Source organism: Acinetobacter sp. 22512 (genome assembly GCF_052044755.1).
Lineage (GTDB): Bacteria > Pseudomonadota > Gammaproteobacteria > Pseudomonadales > Moraxellaceae > Acinetobacter > Acinetobacter pittii.
Genome location: NZ_JBQENP010000003.1, coordinates 107,447 through 128,432, shown reverse-complemented (window position 1 = coordinate 128,432; position 20,986 = coordinate 107,447). Strand labels below are relative to the sequence as shown.

17 protein-coding genes are annotated in these 20,986 nt (G+C 41.4%); 11 read left to right on the top strand and 6 right to left on the bottom strand.

The features are described 5' to 3' along the window. Positions 1-17 precede the first annotated feature (17 nt). Positions 18-332 carry an ArsR/SmtB family transcription factor gene (locus ACTJJG_RS04975; RefSeq protein ID WP_016658918.1) on the top strand — a complete coding sequence of 105 codons (315 nt, stop codon included), beginning with the start codon at positions 18-20 and terminating at the stop codon, positions 330-332. 180 nt (positions 333-512) lie between these two features. On the opposite strand, the gene pta is transcribed toward ACTJJG_RS04975, so the two are convergent. From pta to ACTJJG_RS04960, 3 genes are read right to left on the bottom strand one after another with little or no spacing between them, the layout of a single operon-like run. Further along, positions 513-2,657 (bottom strand): phosphate acetyltransferase, encoded by a 2,145-nt coding sequence (pta, locus tag ACTJJG_RS04970; protein ID WP_017482030.1) that lies wholly within the window; start codon positions 2,655-2,657, stop codon positions 513-515. A 45-nt stretch (positions 2,658-2,702) separates the two neighbouring features. Continuing rightward, positions 2,703-3,905 (bottom strand): acetate/propionate family kinase, encoded by a 1,203-nt coding sequence (locus ACTJJG_RS04965; protein WP_005066132.1) that lies wholly within the window; start codon positions 3,903-3,905, stop codon positions 2,703-2,705. Then, complete coding sequence (locus tag ACTJJG_RS04960; RefSeq protein ID WP_005804223.1) at positions 3,887-4,006, bottom strand: hypothetical protein; 120 nt, start codon at positions 4,004-4,006, stop codon at positions 3,887-3,889. Before ACTJJG_RS04960 ends, ACTJJG_RS04965 begins: the two co-directional genes overlap by 19 nt. 659 nt (positions 4,007-4,665) lie before the next feature. On the opposite strand from ACTJJG_RS04960, the gene edd reads away from it, so the two are divergent. From edd to ACTJJG_RS04935, 5 genes are all read left to right on the top strand, one after another. Beyond that, positions 4,666-6,519: a phosphogluconate dehydratase gene (edd, locus tag ACTJJG_RS04955; protein ID WP_017482031.1), complete on the top strand. Its 1,854-nt coding sequence runs from the start codon at positions 4,666-4,668 to the stop codon at positions 6,517-6,519. 20 nt (positions 6,520-6,539) lie between these two features. Then, positions 6,540-7,169, top strand: a complete 630-nt coding sequence (gene eda / locus ACTJJG_RS04950) for a bifunctional 4-hydroxy-2-oxoglutarate aldolase/2-dehydro-3-deoxy-phosphogluconate aldolase (protein WP_009390833.1) — start codon at positions 6,540-6,542, stop codon at positions 7,167-7,169. Positions 7,170-7,354: 185 nt separating this feature from the next. Next, positions 7,355-8,713, top strand: coding sequence for a GntT/GntP/DsdX family permease (locus ACTJJG_RS04945; protein ID WP_002115035.1), 1,359 nt, complete (start codon positions 7,355-7,357; stop codon positions 8,711-8,713). Between the two features lie 17 nt (positions 8,714-8,730). Then, positions 8,731-9,243, top strand: coding sequence for a gluconokinase (locus ACTJJG_RS04940; protein WP_014208329.1), 513 nt, complete (start codon positions 8,731-8,733; stop codon positions 9,241-9,243). 167 nt (positions 9,244-9,410) lie between these two features. Beyond that, positions 9,411-11,039, top strand: coding sequence for an NADP-dependent glyceraldehyde-3-phosphate dehydrogenase (locus ACTJJG_RS04935; RefSeq protein ID WP_032056229.1), 1,629 nt, complete (start codon positions 9,411-9,413; stop codon positions 11,037-11,039). A gap of 68 nt (positions 11,040-11,107) precedes the next feature. Here the strand turns inward: ACTJJG_RS04935 and ACTJJG_RS04930 are convergent, their stop codons facing one another. After that, positions 11,108-12,373 (bottom strand): glutamate-5-semialdehyde dehydrogenase, encoded by a 1,266-nt coding sequence (locus tag ACTJJG_RS04930; protein WP_017482033.1) that lies wholly within the window; start codon positions 12,371-12,373, stop codon positions 11,108-11,110. Positions 12,374-12,672: 299 nt separating this feature from the next. Here ACTJJG_RS04930 and ACTJJG_RS04925 point away from each other — a divergent pair, with 299 nt between their 5' ends. Continuing rightward, positions 12,673-13,986: an alpha/beta fold hydrolase gene (locus tag ACTJJG_RS04925; protein ID WP_017482034.1), complete on the top strand. Its 1,314-nt coding sequence runs from the start codon at positions 12,673-12,675 to the stop codon at positions 13,984-13,986. A 52-nt stretch (positions 13,987-14,038) separates the two neighbouring features. Here the strand turns inward: ACTJJG_RS04925 and ACTJJG_RS04920 are convergent, their stop codons facing one another. Continuing rightward, positions 14,039-14,881 carry a class I SAM-dependent methyltransferase gene (locus tag ACTJJG_RS04920; protein ID WP_017385729.1) on the bottom strand — a complete coding sequence of 281 codons (843 nt, stop codon included), beginning with the start codon at positions 14,879-14,881 and terminating at the stop codon, positions 14,039-14,041. Between the two features lie 325 nt (positions 14,882-15,206). After that, on the bottom strand, positions 15,207-16,226 hold the full coding sequence (gene nagZ, locus ACTJJG_RS04915; protein ID WP_017482035.1) for a beta-N-acetylhexosaminidase: 1,020 nt from the start codon (positions 16,224-16,226) through the stop codon (positions 15,207-15,209). Between the two features lie 192 nt (positions 16,227-16,418). Here nagZ and ACTJJG_RS04910 point away from each other — a divergent pair, with 192 nt between their 5' ends. The 4 genes from ACTJJG_RS04910 to iscX all read left to right on the top strand — a co-directional run bounded on the left by ACTJJG_RS04910 (position 16,419) and on the right by iscX (position 20,905). Beyond that, on the top strand, positions 16,419-18,602 hold the full coding sequence (locus ACTJJG_RS04910; protein ID WP_017482036.1) for a carboxy terminal-processing peptidase: 2,184 nt from the start codon (positions 16,419-16,421) through the stop codon (positions 18,600-18,602). A 137-nt stretch (positions 18,603-18,739) separates the two neighbouring features. Continuing rightward, entirely contained in the window at positions 18,740-20,029 is a 1,290-nt protein-coding gene (locus tag ACTJJG_RS04905; protein WP_080777103.1) for a glycosyltransferase family 4 protein, read from the top strand. A gap of 24 nt (positions 20,030-20,053) precedes the next feature. After that, positions 20,054-20,605: a phosphatase PAP2 family protein gene (locus ACTJJG_RS04900; protein ID WP_017482038.1), complete on the top strand. Its 552-nt coding sequence runs from the start codon at positions 20,054-20,056 to the stop codon at positions 20,603-20,605. Positions 20,606-20,704: 99 nt separating this feature from the next. After that, positions 20,705-20,905, top strand: a complete 201-nt coding sequence (gene iscX, locus ACTJJG_RS04895; RefSeq protein ID WP_004698764.1) for a Fe-S cluster assembly protein IscX — start codon at positions 20,705-20,707, stop codon at positions 20,903-20,905. Positions 20,906-20,986: the final 81 nt, after the last annotated feature.

Genomic DNA, 20,986 nt, shown 5'->3' with positions numbered 1-20,986 from the left:
AATTATTGGGGCGTGCTATGGATCACGAAAAGGTTGCAGCCAGCTTAGCTGAGCTAGGGAATAGTCACCGACTGTCCGTGTTCCGCTTTCTGGTCAAAGCTGGCCATGATGGGGCTTCGGTCGGAGATATCCAGAAGGGGCTGGGTATTCCTGCTTCGACGCTATCACATCACCTTGCGCGCATGGCCAAGGTAGGGCTGATCCGGCAGGAGAAACATAGCCGCACGATTGTCTGTATAGCCGAGTATGGGCACCTAGAGAATTTGATCGGTTTCTTACAAGAGGAATGTTGTGCAGGTGTCCGGATTGCGCATGAACCAGAACCGCTTTGACGCTTGCCCAGCTCTCGCTGTCCTCCCTAGTCAGCATCGCTATGAAGACTCAGGCGAAGGTGGAAACAGAAAATTGGCAGTAGAGTAGGCTGAAGAGGATCAATCAGATAATCCGCTGAGAAAGATTTTCTTCTTTACATCTTTGGCATTTTATCAACCAGAAATTCCGGATACCCTTAATTATTTGGCAGTGGCTTGCTGTTCTGCCTGAATTGCCGTTAATGCAATGGTAAAGACGATGTCATCTACCAAGGCTCCACGAGATAAGTCATTGACTGGTTTGTTGAGGCCTTGCAGCATTGGTCCAACGCTCACAACATTTGCAGCACGCTGTACTGCTTTGTAAGTGGTATTACCCGTATTTAAATCTGGGAAGATAAATACATTCGCACGGCCTGCAACGCGTGAGTCAGGTGCCTTTTGACGCCCCACACTTTCAACTGAAGCTGCATCGTATTGAAGTGGACCATCAATCAGTAAGTCAGGACGACGTTGTTGAGCAATTTGAGTTGCTTGCTGTACTTTTTCAACATCAGCACCTGTTCCGGAAGTACCGGTTGAGTAGCTGATCATGGCAATACGCGGGTCAATTCCAAAGGCTTTCGCTGAGTCAGCCGACTGAATTGCAATTTCAGCAAGTTGTTCTGCTGTCGGGTCTGGATTAATCGCACAGTCACCATATACATAAACTTCATCTGGTAAAAGCATAAAGAATATAGATGAAACTAGTGAATATTCAGGTGCTGTCTTGATGAGTTGGAATGCTGGGCGGACCGTATTTGCTGTGGTGTGTACCGCACCTGAAACTAAACCGTCGACTTGATCTAAGGCTAACATCATGGTGCCAAGCACTACGGTATCTTGAAGTTGTTCTTTCGCTTGCAGCTCGTTGAGTTTACCTTTACGTAGCTCAACCATTGGTACAACGTATTGATCACGAATACTATCAGGGTCGACAATTGCCAATTCAGCAGGTAATTCAATACCGCGTGCTTTTGCAACATCGTGCACAGCATCTGGTTTAGCCAGCAAAATACAGTCGGCAATGCCACGTGCCTGACAAATTGCCGCAGCTTGAATGGTGCGTGGTTCATCACCTTCAGGTAGCACAATCCGTTTTTTCGCTGCAATCGATTTTTGCACCAGTTCATGACGGAAAGCTGATGGCGACAGGCGAGGGGTAGCAGCATTGTTGCTGTGCTGTTTAAGCCATTCAACATCAATATGACTTGAAACAAATCGAGTCACTTGCTCTGCACGTTCAGTATCGTCAGTTGGAATCTCATTGCCAAAATTAGATAAACGCTGTGCAGTTTCAAGTGTGTTTAAACGGGTATGTAAAATCGGTAACCCTTGTTTAATTGCACTTTGGCAAAACTCTAAAAGTTCTGGTGCTGGTGCTTCTCGTTCAGTCAGTACCAAACCTGCAAGAGGAATACCATTGCTGGTTGCCAAACTACTTGCAAGTAAAACATCGGTACGCTCAGATGCGCTAATAATTAACTCGCCTGCAATAAACTTATTCAGTTCATATTCAATGCTTGAAGCAATTAAACTCGAATGCAAAATTCGACGTGTTTTAGCTTCACCTTGATGTACCCATTGCCCATCAATGACATTTGCAATATCGAGAGTTCTCGGTACGCTTAGCGTGTTACTAAAAGGAACAAGTCCAATAATTGGTAAGTCACTAGAGCCGAAATAACGATTATATTTTTGCAGTTCGGTCGTAAATTTTGCGATTTCTTCAGTCGGTCGTAACGATGGATCAAACGCAACAGGAATTTGTGCTGTTTCTTCAGTTAATCCACGGGTACGCATAAACAGTACACCAGCAGTACGATTTGATGTTGCTCCACCAAACTGACGTAAATGAGCATCTACTTTTTCTGCTGCTTTTTTCGGGTTTTGAATATCTGCTGTGCTGACCAGCACGACTTCTGCATCAAGTGCTTGAGCAAGACTTGCGTTGAGTTCACTGGCAAAGTGGTCTTGTCCGTTAGGTAATAAGCCTTCCACAATAATGACATCATGGTCTGCTGCAACACTACGATGAAGGCTAACAGCTTCTTCAAGTAATTCATCTACTTCCCCAGCGGCAATAAGCTGAGTTAATTTTTCATGCGAAATAGATTGAACAGTTTTACTTTGAAATAAATGACCAAATAATGAAGTGGTTCGGTCAAGATGTTCTTGGTCTTCTTGAGAAAATGGTTTTAAAAAGCCTGCTTTAATCCCATTACAATCAAGTGCGTAAATCATGCCTAAGCAGGCAGAGGTTAAACCAACCCCTTCGCCTGTAGGAATCAATAAAATTGTATTCATATAAACCTATAAATAAACGAATATCGAGTTTTCGCTAAGCTCTAATTAGGCAAGGCTTGCTACAGATGCTGTATTTTCTGCTGCTTCAACAACTTGACGAGTTTCTTTGGCAATACGGCCTTCCTCGTCTGTAGGAATGACCCAAATTTGAGGTCCTGTTCCATTGTCGATTCGTCCTTCAGTGCCACGTTTTAGGTTGTTGTTTTGATCTTTATCAAGCTGCAAACCAAAATGAGGTAAATAAGCTAAGGTTTTTTCACGAATATAAGCTGAGTTTTCGCCAATACCGCCTGTGAAGATTAGACCGTCCAAAGTCGGTAAGCCACAGCTTAATGCAGCCAGTGATTTTGCAAGGCGATAGCTAAACACTTCAATTGCAAGACTAGCATCTTCATTACCATTTTCAGCAGCTTCAATCACTGTACGCATGTCGTTAGACAGTTGAGATAAACCTAGTAAGCCACTTTCATTATTTAAAACTTTATCAATTTTTGCTAAATCCCAACCGAGGTTTTTCGCAAGGAAGCTATGTAAGCTTGGATCAACGTCACCACTACGCGTTCCCATCACTACGCCTTCAAGTGGAGTAAGGCCCATAGACGTGTCAACACTTTGTCCATTCCACACTGCGCAAGTTGAACTGCCGTTTCCTAGATGCGCTGTTAACCATCCACCTTTTTTCAGGTTACCTGCCAGCTCACTCGCTTTGTCAGACACATAGGCGTGACTTGTACCATGGAAGCCATAACGGCGGACATTGTGGTCAGTATATAAAAACTTAGGAATTGCATAACGATATGCATGCGGTGGCATGGTTTGATGGAATGCAGTGTCGAATACGGCAACTTGAGGTAATTCAGGAAATAGACGTACGGTTGCGTCAATACCAATTAAATGTGCTGGGTTATGAAGTGGGGCTAAAGGTGTCGCAGCACGAATACGTTCAATAATTTCAGGAGTGAGTAATTCTGCTTTGGTTAAACTACCCCCGTGTACAACACGATGTCCGATTGCTTGCGGTTTGTAGTTGGCAAGACGTGCAAGTAAAGTTTCTAAAGCTTTGGCATGATCAGCATAAGGGATTGAAAGTTCAAGTGGTTCACCACCTACTGTAATTCCCTTAATACGAGCATCAGCTGCCCCCAAGTTTTCTGCTAAACCGTAAATACGATCTTCACGACGCTCTGAAACCAGTGCGTATTTAATTGATGAAGAGCCGCAATTGATAACTAATACTGATGTAGCCACGTTGAAATACCCAAGTCCTGATTTAAAATAGTTTTCCTAACTTCCTGTTCAACATGTATTATTTTTCGATACAGATTGAACGGGTTGTCATGTTTTAACATGTGTTGTTTTTCTGTCCAAGATAGACTTTAGCCCATTAGACTTAAGCACTATCGACCATCAAATTATTTGTAACTAACATTTGTCCAGTATAAAGCTTAACCACTGTATTCCTTGTTTTTTTATACGTGTAGAAACGAGTTTTTTGTATATATTTATGAAAGGTAAATTTCTATTTAATGTATTTTTCAAATATTTGGTATAAATTTTTTAAGAAAAAAGAAGTGGTGTTATTTTAATCAAACTATAGGGGAGTATTACAAATAATATACGTAAATGAAATTAAATTTTAATCGTTTATATATAGGTTAAAATATATAAATCATAAACATTTTTAATATAAAACTTAGTATAAAAAAGCCGGTATAAATACATTTATAAGAATGTTTTATTGCTTTGATATTATGAGAATTTTCTCGTAGTTATTAGAAGCTAATATACCAGTAAATATAGTCAAAAATAAAACCAGCTTTTTGTTTAAAACTTAAACATAATTTGTATTTAATACCCATGCTCCGGTATTACCGTAAAATTGACTAGGGCTTGCATGTCGCTTTTTGCCTTAATAATATTGTTCCTTCCCCTTATCAAATGATGATGAAATATATCATTTGGTCTATTTTTATGTTCCGGCTTATCCGGTTGTACAGGAGCGTCCAGCATGGACTTGCCGAATCCAATATTGGCAAAAGTGACCGAGCGTGTAATCGCACGTAGTCAAAAAACTCGTTCTGCATATTTACAACGTATTGAACATGCACAAGGCAAATTTCCTGCTCGTGGAGCACTTTCATGTGCCAATCTGGCTCATGGTTTTGCCAGTATGGACGATAATGAAAAATTAATTATTAAAGTAGGCCGTGAACCAAATATTGGCATCGTATCTTCATATAACGAAATGCTGTCGGCTCACGCACCATATAAAACATTTCCAGATTTAATTAAAAATGCCGCTCGCGAAAATGGGGGAGTAGCGCAGTTTGCAGGTGGTGTTCCTGCGATGTGTGACGGTATTACCCAAGGTAATGCTGGCATGGAACTGTCATTGTTTTCTCGTGAAACCATTGCGATGAGTACAGCGATTGCATTGTCTCATAACATGTTTGACGCAGCTTTATGTCTTGGTGTTTGTGACAAGATCGTGCCGGGCTTGCTCATTGGTGCTTTGCAGTTTGGCTATTTACCTACTATTTTTGTGCCAGCTGGCCCAATGACCAGTGGTCTATCTAACGATGAGAAAGCTAAAATTCGTCAGCAATTTGCAACGGGTCAGGTTGGCCGAGATGCTTTGCTAGAAGCTGAGTCAGCTGCTTATCATGGTCAAGGGACCTGTACTTTTTATGGTACAGCCAACAGTAATCAAATGCTGATGGAAGTAATGGGCTTACATTTGCCAAGTGCCGCATTTGTTCATCCTCATACACCATTACGTGATGCACTCACCGCAGAAGCGGCGATTCGTGTACTTGATTTAACAGTTGAGCGTGGAAACTACACGCCGATTGGTCATGTGATTGATGAAAAAGCCATTATCAATGGCATCGTGGCGTTACTCGCTACCGGTGGTTCAACCAACCATACTTTGCATTTGATTGCGATTGCTCGCGCTGCTGGTATCTTGATTGACTGGGATGACTTCGATGAGTTATCGGCTGTTGTTCCATTACTCGCAAAAATCTATCCAAATGGTAAGGCTGATGTAAACCATTTCCAAGCTGCGGGTGGGGTCGCTTTCCTCATTCGTAACTTACTTGAAGCTGGTCTGTTGCATAACGATGTAACGACTGTGGCTGGTAAAGGTTTACAGCACTACACCAAAGAGCCGAAATTGATTGATGGTAAGCTCACTTGGGTTGACAGTGTGGTTCAAAGTCTTGATGACAAAGTTTTACGTAGCATTGATGCGCCGTTTCAACCAGATGGTGGCTTGCGTTTAATGCAAGGTCGCCTTGGCCGTGGTGTGATCAAGATTTCTGCTGTTGCGCAAGAACACCGTAAAGTTAAAGCTCCAGCAATTGTGTTTGATTCTCAAGAAGCAGTGCAAGCTGCATTTGATCGTGGTGAATTACATCGAGACTTTATTGCAGTTGTTCGTTTCCAAGGTGCGCGTGCTAACGGTATGCCTGAATTGCATCGTTTAACTCCTGTGTTGGGTGTTTTACAAGATCAAGGTTTCCACGTTGCTTTAGTCACTGATGGCCGTATGTCTGGTGCTTCAGGTAAAGTTCCTGCGGTGATTCATTTATCTCCAGAGGCCTTACTAAATGGGCCGATTGCTAAAGTGCAAACAGGCGATATGTTAATCATTGATGCTGAGGCTGGCGTACTCGATGTTGAAATAGATGAACAGACTTGGCAGTCGCGTCCTGTTGCTCAGCCAGAACATCAGGCAGAAAACGAAGTTGGCTTTGGCCGTGAATTATTTGGTGTTTTCCGTGCTGCTGCTGCGCCAGCTGAACATGGAGCATCTGTATTTGGTGCATTGGTTGGTGAAAATTCACCAGAGCAGATTTGAATCAAAGGAACTGAAAAATAATGATTAAAATTGAAGATATCGTCAAATTAGGCCCAGTTATCCCTGTATTGGCATTTGATTCTGCTGAGCAAGGTGAGGATGTATCACGTGCTTTACATGCAGGTGGCGTGAAAGTTCTTGAGATTACATTGCGTACCGCTGCTGGTCTTGCTGCTATTGAGCGTGCTAGCCAATTAGCTGATGACATTGTGGTGGGTGTAGGTACGATTACCAAGCCAGAACACTGTGCTCAAGCTAAAAAAGCAGGTGCTCAATTTGGGGTATCTCCTGGTTTGACTAAAGACCTACATTTGGCTGCGCAAGATGCTGGCTTACCTCTATTGCCGGGTGTGATGACACCAAGTGACCTGATTCAAGCGATTGAATTGGGTTATGACATTGTGAAGTTCTTCCCAGCTCAACAGGCAGGTGGCGTTGAGATGCTAAAAGCATTTTATGGTCCATTTCCAAACTTGCGCTTTTGTCCGACTGGTGGAATTACGGCAGAGTCAGCGCCAGATTTCTTAAAACAACCTAACGTGGTTTGTGTAGGTGGTTCATGGTTAACACCTAAAGCTACTGTAGCTGCCCAAGACTGGGCTGAAATTACTCGCTTGGCACAAATTGCGAGTCAGTTGAGAGCACTGTAGATGTAGTCGATATTTATAAAAAATGAAGTGCATTTTATGTGCTTTAAAGGCTGTATTGATGTGACCAGTTTGTGCTGGTCACACCTAAATATAAAAATTTAATGTCTTAACAGTAGGAATTACTGTGGTTGAAGACCCTTGTTTAGGCAGTGTGCCTAAATAATTATTCCAAGGAGAAGTGTCCCATGGAGACGGTTCAGGGTGGCATGTTACTGATCTACACTGTAATCGCGATTATTGCTTTAGTGGTCATGATCGCGAAGTTTAGAATTTATCCATTTTTAGTTCTTATTATTGTTTCACTCGGTTTAGCCTTGGCTGTTGGCATGCCAATGGGTGATATTGTTAAGTCTTATGAAGCTGGTACAGGTAAAACCTTAGGTCACCTTGCGATTGTAATCGCACTAGGAACAATGCTCGGTAAAATGATGGCCGAGTCTGGTGGCGCAGAGCGAATAGCAATTACTTTAATTAAGTGGTTTGGTGAGAAAAATATTCACTGGGCCATGATGTTTATTGCCCTTATTGTTGGTCTTCCCGTATTTTTCGAAGTAGGTTTCGTTCTACTCATTCCAATTGCATTCAACATTGCCAAGCGAACAGGCAAATCTTTACTGGTTGTTGGCTTGCCAATGGTTGCAGGTTTGTCGGTTGTGCATGGGTTAATTCCACCACATCCAGCGGCACTGTTGGCAGTACAGGCTTACCATGCTGATATCGGTAAAACGATTGCTTATAGTCTGATAGTGGGTGTGCCAACGGCTATCGTCGCTGGGCCACTGTATGCATTGTGGATCAACAAATACGTCAAATTGCCTGAGAATAACCCGTTAGCGAAGCAGTTTATTGAAGCAGATACGAATAGAACTCGTGAGCTACCAAGCTTTGGGATTACCTTATTCACAATTATGCTGCCTGTAGTATTAATGTTGGTTGGAAGCTGGGCTGATCTGTTCTTTGCACCACAGACTTTCGCAAATGATTTGCTACGTTTTATTGGTACTTCTGATATCGCATTACTCATTGCCGTACTGGTCAGCTTTATTACCTTTGGTACGATGCAGGGCTTTAACCGTGAACAAATTGAAAAATTCTGCGGTGGGTGTTTAGCTTCTATTGCTGGGATTATGTTGATTGTAGGTGCTGGTGGTGGTTTTGGCGGCATTTTGCGTGACACCGGTATTTCTAATGAGATTGTTTCTACAGCATTGAAGGCAAATTTATCGCCGTTATTGTTAGGCTGGTTTGTTGCAGCACTGATTCGTTTGGCAACAGGATCGGCAACGGTGGCTATGGCTACAGCGTGTAGTATTGTCGCTCCAATTGCAGCTACGGCGGGTGTCGCAGTTAGGCCAGAACTTTTAGTACTTGCCACAGGTTCAGGTTCATTAGTTTTCTCACATGTAAATGACGCAGGATTCTGGTTAATCAAAGAATATTTCGGTATGACAGTAGGGCAGACACTCAAGACTTGGTCAGTATTAGAAACGATCATTTCAGTGTTGGGTTTATCTTTCACGCTACTGCTTAGCACTATTTTATAATTAAAGGTGAGTAATCCATGATTGTGATTGCAATGGGTGTCTGTGGAACAGGTAAAACCCTAATTGGTGAATTGTTATCAGAGCGTTTGGCTTGTGAGTTCCTTGATGGCGATACGCTTCATTCAGCTGCAAATAAAAGTAAGATGAGTCAAGGTATTCCCTTAACTGATGAAGACCGCTTGCCATGGTTACAGGCAATTCGTCAGGCCATTGAAACCAAACAGAGAGACGGTGAAACGGCTGTATTTACATGCTCATCTTTAAAACGCATGTATCGCGATATTTTAAGAGGTCAGGACCAGAATGTTAAGTTTGTCTACTTAAAAGGTTCTTATGAGTTATTACAGCAACGACTTGCAGAAAGATCAGGTCATTTTTTTGACCCAGCGTTGCTACAAACCCAGCTAGACACATTAGAGGAACCTGATGTGAATGAAGCAATTGCTATTGATATTGCTCTCACACCAGAACAGATTATTGAACAAGTCATCCAGAAGCTAGGGGTGACTGATAGTGTGTGTCGGGGGTAAATTCATCTAGAAAGATTATCAACGCTTTAAGATATTCACCTTGTGGTTTACGGTTCAAGCAAGGTGAGTACGGATAATAATAGTGATATTGACCCGAATAAAACCTGATTACAGGGGCGAGTTCGGGAATATATAAAAGACATACGAATAATAAGGTATTAAGAAGAATGAATCAGTTAAATAATCTACAGCTTAAATTCCCAGTAGTGGACAGTATTCCTGAAAGTGTGCGTCTGCCTTCCCAAATTCATCAGCGTGTCTCATTAGTGGACGGTGAGTTGAAGCTATGGGCTGGTGCAACCAAGAAAACATTATCTCCAATCTGGATTCAGCAGCCTGACGGTAGCCTACAGCAAGTTGAGCTTGGTAGTTATCCTGTTATGGGTGAAAAAGAAAGCGATGAAGCACTAGAAGCAGCGGTAAGGGCTTACAACAATGGTCGTGGCGAATGGCCAATGATGAAGGTTGGTGAGCGCATTGCCTGTATGCAAAATTTTATTCAGCGCATGGTGGAGCAACGAGATCTGATTATTAAGCTGATCATGTGGGAAATTGGCAAAAGCTTGGCGGATTCAGAGAAAGAATTTGACCGTACGATTACCTACATGCGTCAAACGATTGATGCCCTGAAAGATTTAGATAATGCCAACTCCCGCTTTGTAATTGCTGAAGGTACGATTGGACAAATCCGTCGTACTCCATTAGGTGTCGTGTTGTGTATGGGACCATACAACTACCCACTGAACGAAACCTTTGCAACTCTGATCCCAGCTATGCTGATGGGTAATACCATTATTTTTAAACCACCTCAATTTGGGACTTTGTTGTTTGAACCGTTACTAGAAGCGTTCCGTGACTCATTTCCAAAAGGTGTGATCAATACGATTTATGCACCAGGCTCTCTAGTGGTACCCCATCTATTGGCATCTGGGCAAATTAATGTACTGGCACTGATTGGCTCTAGTAAAGTGGCTGATCACTTGAAGAAGCAACATCCTAAATCTCACCGTCTGCGTGCGATTTTGGGATTGGATGCGAAGAATGCAGCCATTATTCTGCCAGATGCTGATTTGGATCTAACAGTGAAAGAGTGTCTGCTGGGTGCATTGTCGTTTAATGGTCAGCGTTGTACCGCGCTCAAAATGCTGATGGTACATCGCTCGATAGCCGATGAATTTGTTAACCGCCTAACGGCTGAACTGGCCAAACTTAAAGTGGGTATGCCGTGGGAAAAAGGTGTATTTATTACGCCGCTACCTGGTATGCACCGTACAGCCTACATGACTGAAGTGATTGAAGATGCTGTGGCTAAAGGGGCAAAAGTAGTTAATCCGGAAGGTGGTGAGTTCTGCAAAACCATGTTCTATCCAGCCGTAGTTTATCCAGTGACTGAGGGGATGAGACTGTATCGTGAAGAACAGTTCGGTCCAGTGATACCAGTCTCTGTTTATGATGATATTGAAACTGTGCTGGAATATGTTACTACTTCTGATCATGGTCAGCAGGTGAGTATTTTTGGTAGTGACCCTGAGCAAATTGGCCATTTAGTTGATCCGCTGGTTCATCAAGTCTGTCGTGTAAACATCAATTGTCAATGTCAGCGTGGCCCTGATGTATTCCCGTTCGGTGGTCGTAAAGATTCCGCGGAAGGTACACTGTCTGTGCATGATGCTCTACGAGCGTTCTCTATCCGTTCTATGATTGCTGCTAAACAAACAGATGATAGCAAAGGCATGTTGGCCTCTATGGTGTCTGAGCACTATTCTAAATTCGTGAATACCGACTTTATTTTCTAATTAATAACTTGAATAATAAAAAAACGCCTGAAATTGATCAGGCGTTTTTATTTGAACTCATAGATTAATTATTGGCGAATTTGACCGTCACCTAACACAATCCATTTTTGAGAAGTTAAGCCTTCTAAGCCAACAGGACCGCGGGCATGAATTTTATCTGTAGAGATACCAATTTCTGCCCCTAAGCCATATTCAAAACCATCAGCAAAACGAGTTGAAGCATTGATTACAACTGAGCTTGAGTCTACACGAGCTAAGAATTGACGAGCTAAAGTGTAGTTTTCAGTCACAATTGCATCGGTGTGATGTGAACCATATTTGTTGATATGGTCAATTGCTTCATCAATACCGCTAACCACTTTAACAGCAAGAATTGGCCCTAAATATTCGGTATACCAATCTTCTTCTGTTGCAGGTTTTACAGAGGCACCCAAAATACGGCGTGTTTCTGGGCAGCCACGTAATTCAACTTGTTTTTCAGTATACAGTTCGGCAATGCGTGGTAAGAAAACGTCTGCAATTTTTTCATCAACAAGCAGTGTTTCCATCGCATTACAAACACCGTAACGATGTGTTTTTGCATTTAATGTAATTGGTAAAGCTTTTTGCAAGTCGGCCTGTGCTTCAACAAATACATGGCAGTTACCATCAAGATGTTTAATGACAGGAATACGCGCTTCGTTGGTTACGCGCTCAATTAAGCTTTTACCGCCACGTGGAACGATTACATCTACATATTCAGCCATGGTGATGAGATGACCAACAGCTGCACGGTCAGAAGTTTCAATGACTTGTACTGAATGCTCAGGTAAACCGGCAACTTTTAAACCATGCTTAATTGCTTCTGCGATTGCTTTATTTGATTCGAGTGCTTCTGAACCACCGCGTAAAATAATGGCATTGCCTGATTTAATCGCTAAAGATGCAGCTTCAAGTGTTACGTTTGGACGTGATTCATAAATCATACCAACAACACCTAAAGGTACACGCATTTTTCCAATTTGAATACCTGTGGGGCGATATGCAAGATCCGTAATTTCCCCAATTGGATCGACAAGCGCGATCACATCTTTTAAACCTTGCAACATCCCTTTAAAGCGTGCGGGCGTAAGCTCAAGACGATCAAGTAAGGCGCTGTCGAGCTGGTTGCTACGACCTTTATCCATGTCGATTTGATTCGCCGCCAAAATTGCTGCCTGATTATTTTCTAAAGCAGTATAAATAGCAGAGAGTGCATGATTTTTTAGTGAGGTAGAAGCACTTGTTAAGACGCGTGAGGCCTCGCGTGCTTGTTGCCCAACTTTTTGCATATATTGTTCAATTGAATCTTGCATAGCATTTTTTAATCATTTACCAATGAGTAAGATAGTAGCAGTCAAATGCGGAACAATGAATGGCTTTTTTTGAAAAATGTGACCGCCATAAAAAAACATTTAAATATTTTGCAAACTATTAGCGACTTAAACAAGATGAGCGGTCATTTCAGCGATTGCGTATATTTCAGACAATTGTTTAGAATGTTATTGTGCAATACAAACTAATACAAATTTTAAAGTTTTGTGCATAAAAGATTACGTGTTCAAGAAGGAACTCTTGCAGCATAAAAAAATTACAGCAAGGAGGAAGCAAGGATATGAATTCCATTATTCAAATGGATTCGGAGATCAACCAAGCTTATGCCGGTTTTGGCTTTTTCGATATCTACCATAGAGATAGTTTTAAACAACCTGCTCGTACAACATGGATTGACGGTTGGAAAATTGAATATATGGCAATTGCCGATCCTAAAACGATTCACAAAACGCCGATTGTGATTGTTGGTGGTGCTTTCCAGAATTTTAATTCTTATAAATATTGTGTTGAACAATTGTTTGAAAGTGGTCCGGTTATTTTAATTGATTTACCTTCGATGGGTGCAAATCAGCAAATTACTAATCGCGACACAGGAGTATCTGCGGGTACTTTAGAACTTCCTGATTTATCTGAAATGTTAGGACGTTGGTTAGATATCGTTGGAATACAAAAAGTTTCTGTAATGGGAATGTCTTTAGGGTCCGTGATTGCCTCTTGTTTTGCTCATCAGCGCCCAGATTTGATGGATCGTATGATCTTGATGGGAGTTATGCAAAAGACTCGTAAAAGTTGGCGAATGATTTTGGAAGAGTCGCTCAAACTCATGCAGGAAAACCGCATGGAAGAGTTTGGGCAAGCTGTTATTTTGTATTTAGTTAATCATGCAAAATTAGATAAAACTCGTATGTCACCAACCGCTAAAAAGTTATTTTTTAGACAAATGGCCGAGTTTACGGGGACTGAGCGAGAACGTTATGAAATTAACTGTAATCGTCTTTTGCGTTTAACAGATGTACCTATTCCAGAGTGCAAAACGTTGGTTGCAGCAGGGCAGTACGACAGTTTTACTCTGCCTCATGAAAATGCCAATTTTGCTTTGCAATGTCCAGATATGGAATTTGCGCTTATTGCAAACGCTGATCATGTGCCTCAATTACAGCGCCGTAAAGAAACCATGAGTTTGTTCACTTCATTTTTGAAGGGTGAATCTATCCAAAATCTAGATGGTATTATTCCAATGACGCGTGACCAGATGCAAAAGATGGAGCGCCGTGGTGAAGAGCGAGTTCCAGTTTTGCAACCGAACACTCAACTGAGCCATCGTGAATGTAAAACAGAAGTGCCAGTGACGATTGTTGACGTGACTTTCTTTGGGATATATTTAAAAATGGATGATATTTCGCAGCTTGATTTTGTGAATGATCATCCACGTGATTTGGCACTGCATTTAGAAGATGAAGAAGGTCCTTTCTCGATTGAGTGTTTAATCTTTGAAGCTACTGAACAAGGAATACGTGCTTTATTTAAACATGGCAGTTTTGAGCTTGCTGACCGTTTAAGTCGTTTTATCGCTCGCCAAAAGCTAGCCGTATAAAATTTAATTTTTTCATAAGTGGAAGTCTCAAAAATTATGAGACTTCCATTTATTATTTTATTTGAGCGTGAATAATCCAAACTAAGTCGCCTAAATGCTCTTCATGGCTATCTTGAGAAACTTCCCCAAAAAATATTTGTGGCTGTTCAATAGTAACCTGCTCAAATTCTGTATCTTTAAAAAAGTCATTAACTTCTTGTGGACTTTTGAAATGAAAACTAAATGAACTGCGAGACATGAGTTTAAGTAACTTACTACTATTCCAGATAATACTAGCAAGTTTGTTTTTAACTGGTTCAGGGTAGAGGTCTGTTAAATAGTGAAACTTTTTAAAAGTAACACCATAGTGGCCAATCGATTGGATCAATTGTTTTAATAAATTTTTATCAAAATAATTAATTAAACCTTCACTAATCACAACCAGTGGGCGGTTAGGGTCAAATACTTCAAATGCTTGTGCAAAAGCTTCTGTAAATAAATCAACTGATAAGATTTCAGGTGCATTTTTTTCAATTTGCTGTAACGCATTTTGTTTGGTTTGTGCCATATCGGGCAAATCAAGCTCCCGATAGGTAATAGAAGGGTAATGTTGTCTAAACCACCAGCCACGTGGCGACAAGCCACATGCTATTTCAAGCACCTGTAAATCAGGATTTTCTTGAATGAGTTGTTCTAAATGGTGATCAAGCATGGTGTGGCGTTGTTTGAGCGTCGTGCGCATGCTACCGCCCACATATTTCTCTGCCCATGATTCTATCGGGTGAACTAAATATGCCAATGATTTGCCTTTGGTTGTGGCAAGTGCTTCATGAGAGATTCCCATTTGATACCAGATATAACCCGTATAGTGGGCTGTAAAAGAGATGTGGCGGTGTTTTGAAAGTTGTTGTGTCATTCGTCCTGAACTCGATTTATTGTTTTTGTGTGATCTTCATTATTTATAAAAATGAAGAATTTTTACTGCATTGATGTTGAATGAACCTGCATGACGGAGTCCTGTCAATTAGGTTAGCATTTTGGGATGAACTTTCAGTTGGAGTTACTTTTCTTTCGGGAAAAGTAACCAAAACCATTGTCATACGCAAAACCTGTTCACTTTCTGAATCTATCAAATATATTGAAGCAATCAATATCCTTCAGCAGATGAGTAGGTTGCGTATGACTTAACCGCGTATCAGATAGTGAATAGGTTTTTGTAGCCAATTAAAATTTTTACTAACTTAAATCGAATTTTTAAACTCTTCAATGGCTGTTTTGACAGCTTGCCACTCATTTCCAAGCGATAAGGTTTCACCGATCTGAATTTGTGGAATTTGGCCGCGCATGCGTTCTAAACGCTCTTGGTTTGGTAGTTCTAAGTTTGTAATACCTTCGAGCGCTGTACAGGCTGCACTTCGGTCATTACACACCAGTCCCATGTCACACCCAGCCGCTAGAGCAGCCTGAATACGCGCATCTGCCCCCCCTGCGACACAAGCAGCCTGCATGCTTAAGTCATCAGAGAAAAGTACACCATCAAACTTCAAACGCTTGCGTAGAACTTCTTGAATCCAGAAAGGTGAAAAACCTGCTGGATTTGGATCAACTTGATCATAAATCACATGTGCAGGCATGAGCGCATCAAGCTGAGGCATAAGCTTAATGAAGCTTTGCATATCATGGTTATAAATTTCGTCATAGCTACGGCTGTCGATTGCAGCAGCAACATGAGAGTCGGCTTTCACAGAACCGTGGCCTGGGAAATGTTTGCCCGTATTTGCCATTCCAGCTTTTTTCATGCCTTGCATAAATGCGCCTGCAAGTGGGGCAATATCTTCAATATTTTTAGAGAAGCCACGGTCGCCAATCACGTCACTAATTGCATTAAGATCTAAAACTGGTGCAAAACTAAAATCGATGCCGACTGCAAGAACTTCTGTTGCCATTAACCAACCGCACTGTTCAGCCAGCTCAAGTGCTTTTTGAGGTTGAGTTAAATATAAATCCCCAAAACGGCCCATGGCTGGTAATACGGTAAAACCTGATCTTAGTCGTTGAACTCGGCCACCTTCTTGGTCAACAGCAATCAAAATATCTGGGCGAATTTGACGCATATGGTCGGTTAAAGCACGTACTTGTTGTGGAGATTCAATATTTCGTGCAAATAAAATCATGCCACCGACTTGCGGAGCGCGTAATAGTTCAATATCTTCTTGAGTAAGTTCTGTGCCGGCGATGTCCAGCATCAATGCGCCAATCATATTGGTTCCATTTGAATTTTGATTGAAAAACAATAAGCGAATTTTGCAATGTTTTGCTACATTTTGTCAGTACAGAATATGATAAAACTACACGGTATAAACAATTTAGTTGGTTAAGATTTTGAATCTGCTTAGTTCATATCGAAAACAGAGCGTGTAAGATAGGAACACCCAAGGAAGTATTAAAAATTTATGAAACTTCAAACTATAGCTTGTGCAGTAGCGATCGCGACTGGCGGTTTATTCTTCTCTCATACGATGAATGAAGCGAGAGCGGCAACCAATACTGCTGCGGTTTCTCAATCAATCCAGCCAACGCAAGAACAGGCTTTGGTGGCTCGCCAACTGGCAACTTTAGTTGATCGTCAACATTATTTAAATATGCGTCTGGATGCGAACACATCAAATCGTATTCTGGATATGTATTTAGATAGCCTTGATCCAGATCACTCATTATTTCTAGATTCTGAAGTTCAAAATTATAAAAAACTATATGGTTCAAATTTTGGTGCTTCATTAAAAGCGGGGAATTTAACTGGACCGTTTGCAATTCATCAGCAATATCGTGAACGCTTAAAACAATTTTATGAGTTCATGTTAGCTGAGTTAAAACAACAGCAAAATTTAAAGCAGCCTAATAGTTATATTGAAGTTGATCGTGAAAAAGCACCATATTTTAAAACGACTGCTGAGCAACAGAATCATTGGCGAAAAATGTTGGTTTCACAGTTAATCAACTTAACCATTAGCCGTGAAGAAGAGCAGGCGAAGCAAAAAGCGCTTAAAGAGAATCCTTCACTTGCAAATGGGCAAGACTTAACTGGCCCAGAAGATTTAACGCCAGCCCAAACGTTAACTAAACGTTATACGCGTCAGCTTGAAAGAATTAGTCGTGTGAAAAGCGATGACGTCTTGGATAAAACATTAAATGCAATGTTGGCAACTTATGATCCACATAGTAACTATTACCCGCCAATTGATGCGATAGAACTTAATCGCCAAACTACCTTGCAGCTTGAAGGTATTGGTGTGTCGATTCGTCCAGAACGTGGCAACGAAGATTACACCAAAATTGAAACCATTGTAGAAGGTGGCCCTGCAAGTAAGTCTGGTCAAGTGAAATCAGGAGATCGAATCATTGGTGTCGCTCAAGAAGGCGAGAAAATGATTGATGTGATTGGCTGGACAAGTTCTGAAATTGTTGGGCTTATTCGTGGTAAGCGCGGAACGAAAGTCACGCTAAAACTTCTTGGTGCTGGCGCATCAATGAGTCAGGCTCGTAATGTGACTTTAGTACGCGATGTTATTCAAGAAGAAGATGCTGGTGTTCGTTCACGCACAGTTGAAGTGACACGTGATGGTAAAAAGCATGTGTTGGGCGTAATTGAAATTCCATCGTTCTATTTTGACTATCGTTCACGTCGTGCGGGTAAACAATATCGTTCAGTTTCTGAAGATACTGCAAATGCTTTTGAGGCGCTAAAAGCGAAAAAAGTAGAAGGTATTATTATTGACTTACGTAATGACCCGGGTGGCTCATTAGAAGAAGTTGCACGTATGTTGGGGCAGGTGATTAAGTCTGGCCCGGTAGTACAAATTCGTGATGGGAATGGCAACGTAAGTGTGTTTGAAGATAACGATGGCGGTCAGCAAATTTATACAGGTCCACTCGCGGTATTGGTGAACTTGGCATCTGCATCGGCAAGTGAGATTTACTCTGCTGCAATTCAAGATTATGAGCGCGGTATTATTATTGGTAGTACAACCACTGGTAAGGGTACAGCTCAGGTACAACTTGATACTCTGGCATATGGTCAAGCGACTTTAACTCAGCGTAAGTTCTATCGTATTACAGGTGGTAGTACACAAAATAAAGGTGTAGTGCCAGACATTAAACTCGTCGACATCTATAACGAAGAGTTTGGTGAGCGTAAATCGAAGAATGCGTTGAAGTGGGACACAATTCCTACTGCACCATTTAAACGAGAGGGTTCTGTTCAGCCTTATGTGACAAAGTTGTCCCAATTCTCTGAACAACGTGTTGGCAATGACGCTCAGTTTAAATATCTAAATAAACGTACTGCGATTGCTAAGGTGACGAGTGATCAAAAACAAGTAGTACTTGATATTGATAAGCGCCGTGCTGAATTACTTGGCTTAGAGAAACAAACTTTAGATGCAGAAAATGAACGCCGTGCTGCAACGGGTCAAAAGCCTTTTGCAAACTGGGAAAGCTATCAAGCTTCATTAGATGCTCTAGCTGAATCTCGCGCTAAAATGAAAGCATCGCAACGTCCAGCGTTACCAGAAGAGGAAACTTTTGTGACTGAAGCTGCTAATGTACTCATGGATTATGCAAAATTGCAAAATCGCTAAGAGTTACTAGAATTTAAGAAAAAGCATGCTGTCATCAGTGTGCTTTTTTTATTTTTCATGTCAGTAAACTGTCATGCATTTATCATCAAAATGTCAAAAAAACTGCTTAATCTTTAAGCATGAAAATAAATACATTGATGGATGGCGCTATGCAAAGTTCATATGCGACAGCACTATTAAAACAACAGCAACTTCCTGAAAGCTTCCAATTCTTTTTTAAACAAAAGCAGCAGCTATCTAATGCACATTCATTGCATGATTTGGTGCGCCCACGTTTAAAAATTGCGATTGTAACGGAAACTTGGCCACCCGAAATCAATGGTGTGGCACTTTCATTATTGCAGTTATGCCAAGGTTTACAAAAACAGGGGCATAAGATTTTACTGATTCGCCCAGAGCAAAAAGCGAAATGTCATGACTTTACGCCAGAGCAAGAATGTCTGGTGATGTCGCAGGCGATTCCAAAATATCCAACTTTACAATTTGGTTGGCCACAATATTTAAAAGTATCGAAAGCTTTTGAAAAGTTTGTGCCAGATGTTGTGCACATCGTGACTGAAGGGCCGTTAGGTTTAACCGCCATGCAGGCTGCTAAGGCAAAAGCTATTCCTGTTTCGAGCGGCTTTCATTCGCCATTTCAAGACTTTAGTCGTTTCTTCGATTTGGCTTTTTTAGTCAAACCGATTCAAAAATACCTGTGCTGGTTTCACAATAACACTCAAGTGACCTGTGTGCCGAGTAAAGATACTCAAGAAGCATTACGCGGTTTTGGTATTACTTGTCCACTGGTTGTCGTTGGGCGTGGCGTAGATACGACCAGATTTTCACCGAAGCATCGCTCTGAAAATTTGCGAAAACAATGGGATGCTGATGATAATACTCGCGTTATGCTTTATGTGGGGCGTTTGTCTCCCGAAAAAGAAGTGCAAGTGCTCATTGAAAGTTATGCGAACCTAAAAACCATTCAGCCACATAAAACTAAATTAGTTATTGTGGGAGATGGCCCAGATTTTGCTCGTTTAAAGTCACTACCTGAAGCGAAGGGTGTTATCTTTACCGGAAGTCTAAGAGGTCAGGATTTGGCGGCTGCCTATGCGAGTGCAGATGTATTCGTATTTGCGAGTCAAGTTGAAACGTTTGGTAACGTAGTTTTAGAGGCAATGGCAAGCGGTTTACCAGTTATAGCGTATGATTATGCATGTGCACATCAATACTTAACACATGGTGTGAATGGCTGGTTAAGCCCACTTGGACAAAAAAACCACTTTATACAACAAATTTATCAGCTTCCTTCGGTACAACAACTTAGAGAAATGGGCGTACAAGCCTGTCATAAAGTACAGCAAAGCGGTTGGCAACTTCCGGTTCAGCAATTGGAGCAGGCATTTTATCAGGTAGTGAAGGAGCCCTCGTTGGACTTCACCTAAGTATCCTAAGATAGGAGAATGACCATGAAATTTAAGAATGCAAAAATAAAAATACTCGATTTAGATTTGAGAGGCTGTTTATATCTGAACAATTTCTCTCACTCACAGCGTGTTGCCCTTTTTTTCAAAATTATCAGTCGTGTTGGTGATGGTCCATTTTGGTATCTAATGTTGGCAATCGTGTGGGGCATGCAAGGTATCACCTATAGCTTGCAAATTATCTACTTGTTGCTAGGTGGTTCTGTCGGCACAGCAATTTATAAATTTTTAAAACATAAGACAACGCGACCACGTCCTTATCAGGTGCATCAGGTGATTGTGCTTGGTGAAAGACCGCTTGATCACTTTAGTTTTCCATCAGGCCACACACTTCATGCAGTCATGGTGACAATTGTATTGGGTTACATCCAGCCAGTTTTGCTTGCTGCCATGTTCCCATTTATGGTGCTTGTCGCTTTGTCTCGTATGGTACTGGGTCTTCATTATCCAAGTGATGTGATTGTTGGTGCGCTAATTGGTGCAGCGGTCGCGGCTACGATTATTTTTGTGGCGCCATTATTGAACATCGCTTTATAAGCATCGGTAATTTTTATCAGCTTAAGCTATCGATTAAGTTTGTGGATTTGCTAAAGTACACAGTTCGTGATTTAGCAGATTAAACAGATAGGAGCCGCTATGGGCTTACGTTGGACAGATACCATTGATATTGCCATTGAATTGTCAGAAGCACATCCAGAAGTTGATCCGCAATGGATCCGTTTTACCGATTTACATGCATGGGTGTGCGCATTGCCAGACTTCAGTGATGACCCAAATAAATCGACAGAAGGATTGCTAGAAGGCATTCAGATGGCCTGGATAGACGAAGTTCGCTAAAAATAGTAGAAAAATCGCAACTTTTACACATTCAAAGCTGATTATTGCCTATGACATCGGTATAATGCGGCAAATTTTTTT

Coding starts and splice junctions, on each gene's coding strand:
- ACTJJG_RS04975 (WP_016658918.1), top strand. CDS start 18: ATGGATCACGAAAAGGTTGCAGCCAGCTTAGCTGAGCTAGGGAATAGT.
- pta (WP_017482030.1), bottom strand. CDS start 2,657: ATGAATACAATTTTATTGATTCCTACAGGCGAAGGGGTTGGTTTAACC.
- ACTJJG_RS04960 (WP_005804223.1), bottom strand. CDS start 4,006: ATGTTAAAACATGACAACCCGTTCAATCTGTATCGAAAAATAATACAT.
- edd (WP_017482031.1), top strand. CDS start 4,666: ATGGACTTGCCGAATCCAATATTGGCAAAAGTGACCGAGCGTGTAATC.
- eda (WP_009390833.1), top strand. CDS start 6,540: ATGATTAAAATTGAAGATATCGTCAAATTAGGCCCAGTTATCCCTGTA.
- ACTJJG_RS04945 (WP_002115035.1), top strand. CDS start 7,355: ATGGAGACGGTTCAGGGTGGCATGTTACTGATCTACACTGTAATCGCG.
- ACTJJG_RS04940 (WP_014208329.1), top strand. CDS start 8,731: ATGATTGTGATTGCAATGGGTGTCTGTGGAACAGGTAAAACCCTAATT.
- ACTJJG_RS04935 (WP_032056229.1), top strand. CDS start 9,411: ATGAATCAGTTAAATAATCTACAGCTTAAATTCCCAGTAGTGGACAGT.
- ACTJJG_RS04930 (WP_017482033.1), bottom strand. CDS start 12,373: ATGCAAGATTCAATTGAACAATATATGCAAAAAGTTGGGCAACAAGCA.
- ACTJJG_RS04925 (WP_017482034.1), top strand. CDS start 12,673: ATGAATTCCATTATTCAAATGGATTCGGAGATCAACCAAGCTTATGCC.
- ACTJJG_RS04920 (WP_017385729.1), bottom strand. CDS start 14,881: ATGACACAACAACTTTCAAAACACCGCCACATCTCTTTTACAGCCCAC.
- nagZ (WP_017482035.1), bottom strand. CDS start 16,226: ATGATTGGCGCATTGATGCTGGACATCGCCGGCACAGAACTTACTCAA.
- ACTJJG_RS04910 (WP_017482036.1), top strand. CDS start 16,419: ATGAAACTTCAAACTATAGCTTGTGCAGTAGCGATCGCGACTGGCGGT.
- ACTJJG_RS04905 (WP_080777103.1), top strand. CDS start 18,740: ATGGATGGCGCTATGCAAAGTTCATATGCGACAGCACTATTAAAACAA.
- ACTJJG_RS04900 (WP_017482038.1), top strand. CDS start 20,054: ATGAAATTTAAGAATGCAAAAATAAAAATACTCGATTTAGATTTGAGA.
- iscX (WP_004698764.1), top strand. CDS start 20,705: ATGGGCTTACGTTGGACAGATACCATTGATATTGCCATTGAATTGTCA.